The 12560-nt window shown below is 41.2% G+C and carries 11 protein-coding genes and 1 tRNA gene; 4 read left to right on the top strand and 8 right to left on the bottom strand.

Annotated elements, in window-relative coordinates:
* Window positions 1-130: 130 nt before the first annotated feature.
* Together LX64_RS22830 and LX64_RS22825 are read right to left on the bottom strand one after the other, a co-directional pair.
* Window positions 131-1318 (bottom strand): FecR family protein, encoded by a 1188-nt coding sequence (locus tag LX64_RS22830; protein WP_158538716.1) that lies wholly within the window; start codon window positions 1316-1318, stop codon window positions 131-133.
* 67 nt (window positions 1319-1385) lie between these two features.
* Window positions 1386-1994: an RNA polymerase sigma factor gene (locus LX64_RS22825; protein WP_111600017.1), complete on the bottom strand. Its 609-nt coding sequence runs from the start codon at window positions 1992-1994 to the stop codon at window positions 1386-1388.
* A gap of 218 nt (window positions 1995-2212) precedes the next feature.
* Here LX64_RS22825 and LX64_RS22820 point away from each other — a divergent pair, with 218 nt between their 5' ends.
* Together LX64_RS22820 and LX64_RS22815 are read left to right on the top strand one after the other, a co-directional pair.
* Window positions 2213-3280 (top strand): hypothetical protein, encoded by a 1068-nt coding sequence (locus tag LX64_RS22820; protein WP_211324876.1) that lies wholly within the window; start codon window positions 2213-2215, stop codon window positions 3278-3280.
* Window positions 3280-3747, top strand: coding sequence for a type II toxin-antitoxin system death-on-curing family toxin (locus LX64_RS22815; RefSeq protein WP_111600015.1), 468 nt, complete (start codon window positions 3280-3282; stop codon window positions 3745-3747). The genes LX64_RS22820 and LX64_RS22815 overlap by 1 nt, the downstream gene beginning before the upstream one ends.
* A gap of 70 nt (window positions 3748-3817) precedes the next feature.
* Here the strand turns inward: LX64_RS22815 and LX64_RS22810 are convergent.
* The 3 genes from LX64_RS22810 to recQ form a co-directional block, all read right to left on the bottom strand.
* A tRNA-Phe gene (locus LX64_RS22810) sits at window positions 3818-3893 on the bottom strand.
* Window positions 3894-3954: 61 nt separating this feature from the next.
* Window positions 3955-4731, bottom strand: a complete 777-nt coding sequence (locus tag LX64_RS22805) for a DUF3050 domain-containing protein (RefSeq protein ID WP_111600014.1) — start codon at window positions 4729-4731, stop codon at window positions 3955-3957.
* Between the two features lie 18 nt (window positions 4732-4749).
* Complete coding sequence (recQ, locus tag LX64_RS22800) at window positions 4750-6954, bottom strand: DNA helicase RecQ (protein WP_111600013.1); 2205 nt, start codon at window positions 6952-6954, stop codon at window positions 4750-4752.
* 175 nt (window positions 6955-7129) lie between these two features.
* On the opposite strand from recQ, the gene LX64_RS22795 reads away from it, so the two are divergent.
* Both LX64_RS22795 and LX64_RS22790 read left to right on the top strand, forming a co-directional pair.
* The gene (locus LX64_RS22795) at window positions 7130-8104 is read left to right on the top strand and encodes a KpsF/GutQ family sugar-phosphate isomerase (RefSeq protein WP_245952792.1); all 975 of its coding nucleotides are present in this window, start codon (window positions 7130-7132) and stop codon (window positions 8102-8104) included.
* A 15-nt stretch (window positions 8105-8119) separates the two neighbouring features.
* Window positions 8120-9202: a mannose-1-phosphate guanylyltransferase gene (locus LX64_RS22790; protein ID WP_170132831.1), complete on the top strand. Its 1083-nt coding sequence runs from the start codon at window positions 8120-8122 to the stop codon at window positions 9200-9202.
* Between the two features lie 102 nt (window positions 9203-9304).
* Here the strand turns inward: LX64_RS22790 and LX64_RS22785 are convergent, their stop codons facing one another.
* From LX64_RS22785 to LX64_RS22775, 3 genes are all read right to left on the bottom strand, one after another.
* Complete coding sequence (locus LX64_RS22785; protein ID WP_111600011.1) at window positions 9305-9976, bottom strand: carbonic anhydrase family protein; 672 nt, start codon at window positions 9974-9976, stop codon at window positions 9305-9307.
* Window positions 9977-9999: 23 nt separating this feature from the next.
* Window positions 10000-11646, bottom strand: a complete 1647-nt coding sequence (locus LX64_RS22780) for a SulP family inorganic anion transporter (RefSeq protein ID WP_111600141.1) — start codon at window positions 11644-11646, stop codon at window positions 10000-10002.
* A gap of 198 nt (window positions 11647-11844) precedes the next feature.
* Window positions 11845-12147 (bottom strand): hypothetical protein, encoded by a 303-nt coding sequence (locus LX64_RS22775; protein WP_111600010.1) that lies wholly within the window; start codon window positions 12145-12147, stop codon window positions 11845-11847.
* Window positions 12148-12560: the final 413 nt, after the last annotated feature.

The raw sequence follows: 12560 nt of genomic DNA, 5'->3' as shown, positions 1-12560 counted from the left end.
TGGGCATAACAAGCTCGTTCCGATCACAAAGCGTTTTAAAAAACATACTTTTGTTACGGTTTTTGGTTGATTAATAAAGCGATCGCCTTAAACTATTCGCCGCCCTGTGGTCAGACGGGGCGGTTTGTTTTTATGATGGTAGCACGATTAATTTCTTACCATTATTTTCCAATTTAAAGTGTACACCACTACCCTCTAAGCCTTTTAATACTTGCATTAATGTTAAGTTTCGGCCCATTTTCCCCCAGAATTCTGTTGCAGGAATAGCACCCCTAAACTCGATTTCCACATCATACCATCGCGATAATTGCAACATCACATCTTGCAAGCTGGCATCTTGGAAATCGAATAAACCATTCTTCCAAGCCATCACCTTGGCGATATCCACATTTTTGTTGATACGCATATTCCCTGTCCCCAGTTGTGCTTGTTGGCCCGGCCGCAACAAGGCGGTATGTACACCAGCGCTAACTTTCACGGAACCAGCCAACAACGTGGTTTGCATATTGGGGGCATCGTCGTAGGCGTGGATATTGAATGACGTACCCAATACTTCTACCCTTGCCTGTTTATTTACATTTACCCTGAACGGCTTATTCACATTTTGTGCTACTTCGAAATACACTTCGCCCGTTACATCTACTACGCGTTCCGCGTTTTGGAAGGAAGTGGGAAAGCGAATGGAAGAAGCTGCATTTAGCCAAACCAGGGAGCCATCGGGCAATGTTAATTGGAACTGCCCGCCGCGCGGGGTTTTAAGTGTATTGTAAGCAATGGTATGGCTGTTTACATTGTTTTGATAGTGAAGCGAGCCGCCTTGTAGTTGCGCTGCTGAGCTTCCTTGTTGAATAACTTGGTTATGCGCCGTGTCGAGGTCGATCGTAGAGCCATCGTCGAGAATCAACATCGCTTTAGAGCTGCCAGGTAGTACATCGGCTACTTGTGTTACCGTGGTGTTTGTTGGTGTAGATGTTGGTTGGAAGTAGACATATGAACCAATGGCGATACCCGCGAATACAGCCGCAGCTGCACTCCAGCGGAACAATTGGCGGCTAATGAAAGGTTTTTTAACCGGCGTTGCTTCGTCGCGTAGTTGTAAGAATTGCTGCCAAGTAGCTTGTGCATCGTACGATTGCCATTCCTTCAACTGTTGTTGTAATAAAAATTCATCATTCAACTCTTCCCAAACGGCTGCATTATCCGGCTCCGCTATCCAGGCTTCGAACATGACCTGTTCTGCTGGTAGGAGTGGTTGGCCCGACCAATGTTTGTATAGCACTTGGTATAGCGCTTCGTTGAAGGAGAATTTTGGTTGCATATAAAAGTAAAAACGACCGATGCGAAAAAACGCAGCAGCCATGTGAAAAAAAAATTTGAGAGGGTTGTTATCGATGGAAGTAACCTTGCTCGTAGAGCGTCCAAAGCAGCAGGGCTGCTTCGAGTAATTTTTTGTTTTTCAAGGAAGCACGAAGTAGAGCTAGGCCGCGCGAACGATCGGCCCGAACATGGTTTTCTGATTTGTTAATACGGGCAGCAATTTCCGCCACGCTTAATTCTTCGACGAAGCTAAGCATTAACACATCCCTGTAATGGGCAGGAAGGTGCTCTATTTCGGCAAAAATAACTTGGAGAAGCTGTGCTTGCATCATGCGCGATTCGGCGAAGGAATCGGCGTTCAATTGAGAAATTCGAATATTGTGGTGAGCATGGTCTACTACCGCCTTGTGTTTAAGCAGGTCTAAACAGTGGTTTTTTACCGTTGTATAGAGAAAAGTTCGAATAGCCGGCAATGCATTAAATCCAGCACGGTGAATCCAAAGTTTGTGAAAGGCTTGGCTAACGGCATCCTCTGCTTCTTCTTTTTGCCCTGTAAACTTACCGGCAAAGAAACACAATGGGCGAAATAGCAAGTCGAACACCTGCTGAAACGCTTTTTCATCCCCCGTGGAGAAGCCCGTGATTGTAGCTTGATCAATATCTAAACCGCTGTCCATCCTCGAAAAACCGCCATGTGAAAATGTATGGTCGTGGAGCTAAGATAGGAAAATAGCAGCGTTGCATTATGGCAAAAATGGTATTAGATAGTTAAAGGGAGTGAAAATGTAACGGCATTGATAGAAACAAAATAAGATAGTTACATTTACAATACGTGAGATTATAAACGTACTCCATGTTTGAGTTCTAGTTTTAATTTAATGAATTTCAATTAATAATGAAAGACTTAACAAATTCACAAATAGACAGAAAAAATATATTAAATAATGCTGCCGCCCTTAAAGAAATTTACAAAAACCTAGGTTTTTATGGAGTTATGTTTGAAGGACGTTATCGATTTACTAAACAACAGATTGCGAATTACTTTGAAGTAGATGTAAGAACAATTGAAAGGCTTATTGAGAATTACCATGAAGAGCTTACGCAAAGCGGGTATGAAGTATTTGTTGGTCCCCGTTTAAGGGATATTAGGATCGCTTTTGAACAGGCGGCTTATATAAACGATGTCTCCGACATTAATGTCGGAGACATCGCCGAAGGCATTGATAATGAAATTATTAGCCCAAGGGCCCCAAGCGCTGCGATATTTACATATAAGGCTTTTTTGAATATTGGTATGTTATTAACTGGCTCTGATCGTGCAAGAGAAATGCGCGGAGCTGTTCTTGATATAGTAATAGATGTTTTAAACAAACGATTAGGAGGGGCTACAAAGTACATTAATCAGCGTGAGGAGGAGTTTTTACCAAGTGCTATAAGGGAGTATACATATCGTCAAGAATTTACCAACGCTTTAGATGCATACATTGGGGATAATAAGTTTAAGTATGCGCAGCTTACCGATAGGATTTATTTGAGCATTTTCAAAGAAGATGCAAAAGAATATCGCCAAATACTAAATTTAAGTACTAAGGATAGTGCACGATCCACTATGTATTCAGAAGTTCTAGACTTGGTTTCAAGCTATGAGAGTGGGTTTGCTTCGTATTTAAAAAAGGCATTTGAAAAAAAGAATGAAAAACTTCGTCTATCTGAAGCACACCAATTGTTTAAAGAATTTGAAGAATTGACAGATACAATTTACGACCCATTAAGAGAAAAGGCAAGAAGCCTAATGGCTAGTAGAGATATGGTATTTAGAGATGCTTTGCACGAAAAGCTTAAGTTATATATCAATTCTGTAAGCTCTGAAGATTTTGAAAAGTTTTTAGGTCAAAAGAGCAGATCATTGGAAGAGAGGATAGAAGAAAATAAAGAAGTATTTAAAAGATTAAAAGATAGGTAATGGCTGAATACTTATACATTAATGCAAAATATGCCATTCAAACCCATGATACTATATTAAAAGTTTCTGGTGGATTACCAGGTGTTGTCGATTTAGGAAGGTTGGAAAGTATTTTGGTGCATATTCAAAACGATGATTATTATAACTGTTTTGAAGATAAACTTACTCATCTAGTATACGAAATAAATAAAGGACACACTTTTCGAGATGGAAATAAAAGAACTTCTATAGCATTAGGTGGCTTTTTTTTGGAAATTAATGGGCTGGATATGTTCGTAGACAAATTTTTTATTGAAATGGAAAATATCGCGGTGTTAGTTGCAGATAGCATTATCGATAAGGAGCTTTTGAGGGAAATAATACATTCTCTATTAAACGAATTGGATTATAGCGAAGAGTTAAAATTGAGATTAATTAACCTTATTGGTTATCCAATTGAAAACACTGGCGACACTGCTGAATTCTAACTTGGTTCTTGAAATAAGAAGGTCTAAAAACAAAAAAGCTTCGAAGTATTACTTCGAAGCTTTTCTTTCCTGGTGGTAGGAGCCGGGATCGAACCGGCGACACAAGGATTTTCAGTCCTTTGCTCTACCAACTGAGCTATCCCACCATCGCATTCCCTTGTGCTGTAAGGGATTGCAAAGGTATGCAAAGTTTTGAAACTGCAAAATTTATTTTGAATATTTTTTAGAACTTTCTTCTAAAACCGCGCTCCATAAGGATTTGCGCCACTCTAAACTTTTTACTGCAAACGTACTCGCTTCTTCCCACAACGAAATATCATTGCCACAAAGCTCGCTCACCATCTGCATAGAAAGGATACTATGATGATCGCCATCTACTTCAATATGACGTTCCAAGTAATAATTGAAAATATTCAATTTACCAGGAAACTTCTCATTCAAGTCTTTTACCAACTCGTGGAACATATCAGGAATTAAGTCTTCACGACCAAATGTAAACACGGCTGCCATCACGTGTGCCTTACCGCTTGCAATTACATCAAAAGTAAAGCTTAAAAAGCCCTTTACGGCCGCAGGAAGGTTTGAGCCGGCTATTGCTTCGGAAATGGATTTTCCGGCGCTTAAATCGGCTAATAACCCGTTTATCGATGATGTATCGGCACCGGCTTGCTCCATGGCACGCAAGTACAACTCAAAATGACTACATCTCTTGCCATCTTGGTCCACATCACTCTCCTCGCCCGTTACAATCTCGTTGATGAAATAACGGGTATCAGGAGAGCCTTTCGGTACCCAAGGCACCTCCACGCAAGTAAGCGTGCGTTGTAGTCCTTTCAGCAACGACATAAAATCCCACACCGCGAAAATGTGGTGCTCCATAAACAATTTTACATCATCGAGGGATTGTAGTTTGTTGTACAGTGCATGTTGCACGATTTCCTCTCTTACAGTCGCAATATTGCGCTGTATCAATTCGATACTCATATAAGCAGGTATAAAAAGTTAGTTTCCGTATACTACGAGGAACTTGATACGCATTAGTTTCAATTGTTCCAAGGTGTAATTACTTTCAATCAGCTCTTCGCGGGCTAGTGCCAAGCTCGATGTTTCACAGTTTTTGAAATACTCTAAAATCTCGTCTTGTGCATAGTCGTCCAGTTCTTCATCCAAGCAATAGTCAAGGTTCAATTTAGTACCACTCGCAACGATGGTTTCCATCTCGTCGAGCAGTTTACTCATGGTTAATTCCTTGTTCTTAGCAATGGTTTCGAGTGGTATCTTTTTATCGATATTCTGGATAATGAATACTTTCAAACCGCTTTTATTCACCACGCTCTTCATCACGAAATCATCCGGTTTCGTAATGTCGTTATCTTCTACGTATTTCGAAATCACGTCTAAGAACTGCTTTCCGTAACGAATCGCCTTTCCTTTACTTACACCCTGTATTTTTTCTAATTCAGGGATAGACGTTGGATATTGCGTGGCCATGTCTTCTAAGGAGGTTTCCAAGAAGATCACAAACGGCGGTAAATTCTTTTCTTTCGCTACTTTCTTACGAAGCTCTTTCAGCATCTCGAACAACACAGGGTCGGCCGAAATTTGGGCTTCCGCCGCAATTTCTTCCGCGTCGTCTTCTGCTGCTTCTTCTTCAAACTGGTGATTTAATGCCACCATCAAAGAATAAGGTTTCTTTAAGAATGCATGTCCTTTCTCCTTGATTTTCAATAAGCCATATTCTTCAATGTCCTTCTCAATCAAGTCTTCCAACATCATCTGGCGGATAAGCGAATTCCAGAAGTGTGCATCAAATTCTTTACCCTCACCAAATACCGATAACTTGTCGTGTTTGAAGGTGGTGATTTGCGGGTTAATTACACCCATGATAATATTCACCACGTATTCGCTACCAAATCGTTCTTCCAGCTCTTTAATAGCCTTTAAAACGATCACAACACGGTTCTTCACCTCGATTTTCTCTTTCGGGTTCCGGCAGTTGTCGCAATTACCACAGTTCTCTTTCTCTAATCCTTCCCCGAAATAATGCAAGATCACTTTCCTTCTACAAACGGCACTTTCGGCATATGCCACGGTTTCGTTGATAAGTTGGGCACCCATTTCACGTTCACTTAACGGCTTATCGCGCATCAAATGCTCGAGTTTTTGCACGTCTTTATGTGAATAGAAGCACACGCAAATACCTTCTAGGCCATCCCTACCGGCGCGACCGGTTTCTTGGTAATAGTTTTCCAAGCTTTTCGGAATGTTGAAGTGAATAACGAAGCGAACGTCCGGTTTGTCGATACCCATACCGAAGGCAATGGTAGCAACAATTACTTCCACCTCTTCATGCAAGAACATGTCCTGGCGCTGTGCACGGGTTGTAGCATCTAGTCCGGCGTGGTACGCTACGGCTTTAATACCATTGGCAACGAGCATATCGGCCAGTTCTTCGGTGGTTTTGCGGTTGAGGGTATAAATAATACCGCTCTTTCCTTTATGGGAGTGAATAAATTTGACGATTTCTTTGATGGTCTGCTCTTTCTTTCGCTTTGGCCTGATCTCGTAATAGAGGTTAGGGCGGTTGAAGGAAGAAATAAAGACCTCGGGCATGCGCAGCTCCAAGTTTTTAACAATGTCGCTTTGCACTTTAGGGGTAGCAGTCGCTGTAAGGGCAATAATTGGCAAATCGGGATTGATTTGGTCAATCATTTCTTTCAAACGACGGTATTCCGGGCGGAAGTCGTGACCCCATTCGGAAATACAGTGAGCTTCATCTACGGCAATAAAAGATATCTCGAGATCTTTGAAGAAATCGATATTCTCTTGTTTGGTGAGCGTTTCCGGTGCTACATAGAGCATTTTGGTTTTACCGGATAATAGGTCGGTACGCACCTTTTTGATCTGCGCTTTTGTAAGCGTAGAGTTCAAGAAGTGCGCAACGTTGTCTTTGCTACTGTATGAACGAACCAAATCCACTTGGTTTTTCATCAGTGCAATGAGCGGGGACACAATTAAAGCACACCCTGGGTTCATCAGCGCCGGTAACTGGTAACAGAGCGATTTCCCGCCACCTGTAGGCATAATCACGAACGTATCTTTTTTAGCAAGAATACTGTTGATGATCTTCTCCTGGTTACCCTTAAAGGCTTCAAACCCAAAATGTTCTTGTAAAGCATCCAACAAACTTACCTTTGCAACAGCCATCACATATGAAGTTTAATTCTAAAATCAGACGAAATCAACAAAATGGATGGATAAAACTGAAAATTGATAGTCTAAATTTTTTTGGGGACACGAAATTAACTAAAAAAGTGCGTTCTTCAATATAAATTATATGATCGTCTCACTTAGTTAAAAAATGATAAATTTGTAGCTCCGCATGATACAAACGATGAATGTAAACATCTCAGCAACAGCGTTGAAAACGATCCAATTAGAGGCAGCTGCCATTGGTGCGCTGCAAGGATATATTAACGAAGATTTCGAGCAATGTGTGAAGCTGCTGGCCGAATGCACGGGCCGCGTGGTGATTGCTGGTATCGGGAAAAGTGCCATTGTGGCGCAAAAAATCGTAGCTACTTTAAACTCTACGGGCACCCCTGCCCTTTTTATGCATGCTGCCGATGCCATACATGGCGACCTCGGCATGATAAGAACAAATGATGTGGTGATGATTATCTCCAAATCCGGAGAATCTCCCGAAATCAAAGTTTTAGTTCCGCTTGTTAAAAATTTTGGTAATACATTAATCGCTATCGTAGGCAAACTTGATTCTTACTTAGCTAAATCTGCCGACTTCATCCTAAACACCACCGTAAGCCAGGAAGCTTGTCCTAACAACCTCGCTCCTACCTCCAGTACCACTGCACAAATGGTAATGGGCGACGCCGTGGCTGTTTGTCTCATGGAAATGAAAGGATTTTCGGCTTCCGACTTCGCAAAATTCCACCCAGGTGGGGCCTTAGGTAAACGCTTATATTTGAAAGTGAGCGACTTAAGTAAATTGCATGAAGCCCCGCAAGTAAGAAAACAAAGTACCATCAAGGAAGTAATTGTTGAAATTTCTTCCAAAATGTTGGGGGTTACAGCCGTGGTAGACGACCATAAACATTTAGAAGGAATCATTACGGACGGGGATTTAAGACGCATGTTGGAGAAAGAGATAGATACGGCAGATGTGCTTGCGGCCGACATTATGTCGACGAAACCCAAAACCATCCAGAAGAATGAGCTGGCTATCAATGCATTGGAAAAGATGAGGCAATATAATATTACCCAACTTTTAGTAATGGATGGCGAAGTTTACGATGGTATTATTCATTTACACGACCTTATCAGGGAAGGTATTATTTAAGTTGTAATGACGTCAATGAACAATCATTTCTATGTGGCCATTATGGCCGGCGGAATTGGAAGCCGGTTTTGGCCATACAGCCGAACCGATTATCCCAAGCAATTCTTGGATGTATTAAATACCGGCAAAACATTGTTGCAGTGGACCTACGAGCGATTTATCCAGTTTATTCCACCCGAAAATATTTACGTAATTACCCATAACCAGTATACCGGTTTGGTGGAGGAGCAGTTACCCGGCATGGTAAAAGCCAATATTGTGGCCGAACCTTCCAGGAAGAACACTGCGCCTTGTATTGCGTATATCTCCCATAAAATTCAATCCCGTGATCCAAAGGCAAACTTAATCTGTGCCCCCGCCGATCACCTCGTACTTGACAACCTCGCCTTCAACACCACCTGCTTGAATGCCCTGTTATTCGTACGTAAACATAGCGCCTTGCTCACGTTTGGTATTAAACCTACACGCCCCGACACGGCCTACGGTTATATTCAATACGAAACCCAGCAAGTCGCAGATAACGTGTACCCCGTAAAAACCTTTACAGAGAAACCCGATCTCGAAATCGCTAAAACCTTCATCAAAAGCGGCGACTTCCTTTGGAACGCCGGTATATTCGCCGGGAATGTGAAAACCATTACGGCTGCCTTCAAAAAACACCTTCCCGAATTGGAAGAAATGTTCGAAGCCGCCAGCGATGTCTTCAATACACCCCGCGAAAAAGAAGTAATCGAAAGAATATATACCCAATGCACCAACATTTCCATCGACTATGGTTTAATGGAAAAGGCTGATAACGTATACGTTATCCCTTCCAACTTCGGTTGGAGCGACCTCGGTACTTGGTCTTCTGCCTATAGCAACCTCGAAAAAGATTACCTCGGCAATGCCGTACAGGGTAAAAACGTAATGGTAATCGATGCACGCAACTGCATGGTACGTGTTCCTAACGATAAGCTAGTCGTTTTACAAGGCCTCGACGACTTCATTCTCATCGATACAAACGATGTACTAATGGTGTGTAAAAGAGGAAATGAACAGCAAATCAAAGAATACGTGGCAGAGGTAAAACGCCATAAAGGAGAGAAGTATCTATAGTAGGATAAGCGCATTCGCGCACGCAATATGCTAACAAATAAGATATTAGATAAAAAATAAGGGCGGCCAAAAATAGCCGCCCTGCTTTCTTCTTAACACTTATTACTCTGCAACCATAGCTACAGATTTTGGATGGTTTATAATCATTGTATGATTATAAAAACTTACTTGACCGGTTACTACGTCGTACATCGCACCGATAATACCAATAGTACCTTTTTCAATTAAATCTTTTAAGATAGGACTCCTTTCCATGATCGTTTTTACTGAACGATCAACGTGGATATTTGCAACTGCGTCCACGAATGATTCGTTGGTAGAATTACGATTGTCTTGGTGTTCTTTTTCAGCTGCAACCGAAGGCGTAATCTCGCTTAATAAAGCAGTAAGGTTACCCATTTCGATGTGATCGCAAGCACCTTTAATGGCACCGCATTTTGTATGTCCGAGTACTACAATAAATTTAGATCCTGCAACTGAGCACGCATATTCCAAGCTGCCGAGCACATATTCAGAAATAACATTACCCGCTAAGCGAATACTGAAGATATCGCCTAAACCAAGGTCAAAAATCAATTCCGCAGAAGTACGAGAGTCCATACAGCTAACAATCGCCGCAATTGGCCACTGGCCATCTCTCGTTTCGTTCACCTGTTGTAAAAGGTTACGGTTGATACGCAAGTTGTTTACAAAACGCTTGTTACCATCTTGCAATACTTCCAATACTTGGTCTGGTGTTAAATTTCCTTGTGTTGTTTTATTATACGCTTGCATAAAATAATTTTAAAAAAGGTTAATTAATTGAGTGTCAATTCCTTGATTAACTCTTTGTGAGTACCGGTTTTAACATTGGTCACTGTATCATGCGACAAATTATGTTGGTCGATGAACATGTGATCTGTGTTTGTGATCTTATATACGTCTTTAAAGCCGGTTAAGATCACTTTGATTTGCTTTTGGGGGGCTTTTATTTGCGCAAACTCACGGATGATGTCTAACACGTCCTGGTCGATATAGCTGGTTTTGCTGGCATCGAGAATCACCGTTGTGTTATTTGGTAGGTGATCGAGTGTTAATAAGATGTTCGCTTTATTAAGGAAAGAAACTTCTTGTGCTAATTCCAATTTTAATTCACCAGTTTCTTCTTGTGACTTTGTGAAGAAATAAGGTGTTTTCAAGTTACCGCGTAAAATAGCGAGTACGCTTACTGCTAAACCTAGTGCCACGCCCAATAATAAGTTCGTGAATACAATAGCCACTACTGTTACCATAAATGGTACCCATTGGTATTTACCTTTTTGGAACATTTGTTTGAAGACAGAGATCTTACAAAGCTTGTACCCTGTTACTAACAAGATAGCTGCTAATGTTGCCAAAGGAATTTTATTTAAGAGTGACGGGATTAAAGCCGCACACACTAATAACAAAATACCGTGGGTAATCGTTGATGCCTTTGTTCTACCGCCGGCATTAATGTTGGCAGAAGAACGAACAATTACCGAAGTAATAGGCAAACCTCCAATCATACCACTTACCATATTACCGATACCTTGTGCTTTTAATTCCCTGTTAGGAGAAGTATAGCGTTTCAATGGATCGAGTTTATCAGTCGCTTCTACGTTCAACAAAGTTTCAATGGATGCAACGATCGCAATAGTAAAGGCAACGGTCCAAACTTCACCGCTAGCGAGAGATCCGAAATTCGGTAATGTAAACTGACCGAGGAACTCGTTAAAACTGCTTGCAATTGGCAAACTTACTAAGTGTTTGGATGAAACGGCTAAAGAAGAACCCATCGCAGCGAAAAGTTCGTTAATGCCGATGCCCGCTAATACCGCTACGAGCGCGGCTGGAACTACTTTTACCTTAGGAATTTTACCCCAGTAAAGAATAATCAAAATCGATATGATCGTGATCAAAGTAGCGCCTATATCAATATGGTTGAGCGTCGATAATAATGCCGTAAAAGAGTTTTCTCCATCTACTTGGAAGAATGCAAAGTCACCTTCAGAGTCAGCATCATAACCAAAAGCATGTGGTATTTGCTTTAAAATGATGATGATACCAATAGCGGTTAACATACCTGTGATAACGTTCGATGGAAAGTAATTTGCTACCGTACCCGCTTTCAAGAAGCCGAAAGCCAATTGTAAGGCACCGCCAATTACAACCGCCATCAAGAATATATCGAATGCACCTAGTTGTGTAATAGCTGATAATACAATGGCCGTTAAACCAGCAGCAGGGCCACTCACAGAAAGATTAGAACCAGAGAAAGCACCAATAACAATACCGCCAACAATACCGGCAATCATGCCCGAAAATAAAGGGGCGCCAGACGCAAGGGCAATACCCAAACATAATGGTACAGCAATAAGGAACACAACAAGGCCCGCAGATAGGTCGCCTTTAATATTCGAAAAAGGAGATGTTTTAATGCTCATTTTGAAAGACATTAAGTAATGACGACAGTCACCACTGCCATGTAGTACACAACATCATCAATAGCACTTACACGAACGCGAATGCACACGTATAAAGCCACTGTGGTTAGTACAGGCTAGCCGTAGTAATAGTCTTGTAATAAGTTAAAAAAGAAACAGTGATGCGCACGAGTAAGATGGTGTGCACATGGTTAAGCATTAAGCTGCAACTGTAAAGTTGGGAGGGGGCGTTTGGATTTCCTTAATAGGACTTGCGGGGAGCTGCTCAAAATATTGAAGAGCACGTGTTTCAATAATAAAGCCGGGATCGAGGAAGGAACTTTGCTCTGAATTGCAGAAGTGAACATCTTTCACCAGCTTCATAGGGCTTTTGGCCGAGCATCCTCCTTCAACGTGTTCCTCTACGATTTGATTATTGAAAATAAGCTTCCCCACCTCCTTAATTGGAAGGAGCTGAACGCAAATCAGCGAAAACAGGATTATGGAGATTAGCTTCTTCATTTACAATACGAACACTTTGTACACAAAAATACATTTCGAGGGTGATAAATCCCCCATGAAACAGTAAAAAAAATGTTAAATGGTAAAGTTTTTTGTTTCCGCGGTAAAGACTGCGATATGAAAGCGCATAATACCGGCCGGGACCACTATATATATAATTGAATAACAACGCTTAAACAAGCTTAAACAGCTGAAAAAACGTTTTAAGTACTTTTCTTAGTATATCAATATATGGCACAACACTTATAATAATCATTCATCCTAACTATCTATAACAGCACCAAAATGGCTTTATAATGTCTAGTCCTGCAAAAAGTTTACACCCACAAATGAAAAATGATGAAAAGAAGCAAATTATTTGGACTAAAAGGTCTTGGGGGTGGTCAATCGAGTTATGATGATTCATTTAGGCG

The organism is Chitinophaga skermanii (assembly GCF_003259335.1).
Classification (GTDB): Bacteria; Bacteroidota; Bacteroidia; order Chitinophagales; family Chitinophagaceae; genus Chitinophaga; species Chitinophaga skermanii.
Note: the sequence above shows the minus strand (reverse complement) of the source record. Positions and strands in the feature narration are given on the sequence as shown.

What these genes read in the sequence shown, in the direction of transcription:
- LX64_RS22780 (WP_111600141.1), bottom strand. Translation starts at nt 11,646, where the DNA reads ATGAGCATTAAAACATCTCCTTTTTCGAATATTAAAGGCGACCTATCT.
- LX64_RS22820 (WP_211324876.1), top strand. Translation starts at nt 2,213, where the DNA reads ATGAAAGACTTAACAAATTCACAAATAGACAGAAAAAATATATTAAAT.
- LX64_RS22815 (WP_111600015.1), top strand. Translation starts at nt 3,280, where the DNA reads ATGGCTGAATACTTATACATTAATGCAAAATATGCCATTCAAACCCAT.
- LX64_RS22795 (WP_245952792.1), top strand. Translation starts at nt 7,130, where the DNA reads ATGATACAAACGATGAATGTAAACATCTCAGCAACAGCGTTGAAAACG.
- LX64_RS22825 (WP_111600017.1), bottom strand. Translation starts at nt 1,994, where the DNA reads ATGGACAGCGGTTTAGATATTGATCAAGCTACAATCACGGGCTTCTCC.
- LX64_RS22805 (WP_111600014.1), bottom strand. Translation starts at nt 4,731, where the DNA reads ATGAGTATCGAATTGATACAGCGCAATATTGCGACTGTAAGAGAGGAA.
- LX64_RS22785 (WP_111600011.1), bottom strand. Translation starts at nt 9,976, where the DNA reads ATGCAAGCGTATAATAAAACAACACAAGGAAATTTAACACCAGACCAA.
- LX64_RS22775 (WP_111600010.1), bottom strand. Translation starts at nt 12,147, where the DNA reads ATGAAGAAGCTAATCTCCATAATCCTGTTTTCGCTGATTTGCGTTCAG.
- LX64_RS22830 (WP_158538716.1), bottom strand. Translation starts at nt 1,318, where the DNA reads ATGCAACCAAAATTCTCCTTCAACGAAGCGCTATACCAAGTGCTATAC.
- recQ (WP_111600013.1), bottom strand. Translation starts at nt 6,954, where the DNA reads ATGGCTGTTGCAAAGGTAAGTTTGTTGGATGCTTTACAAGAACATTTT.
- LX64_RS22790 (WP_170132831.1), top strand. Translation starts at nt 8,120, where the DNA reads ATGAACAATCATTTCTATGTGGCCATTATGGCCGGCGGAATTGGAAGC.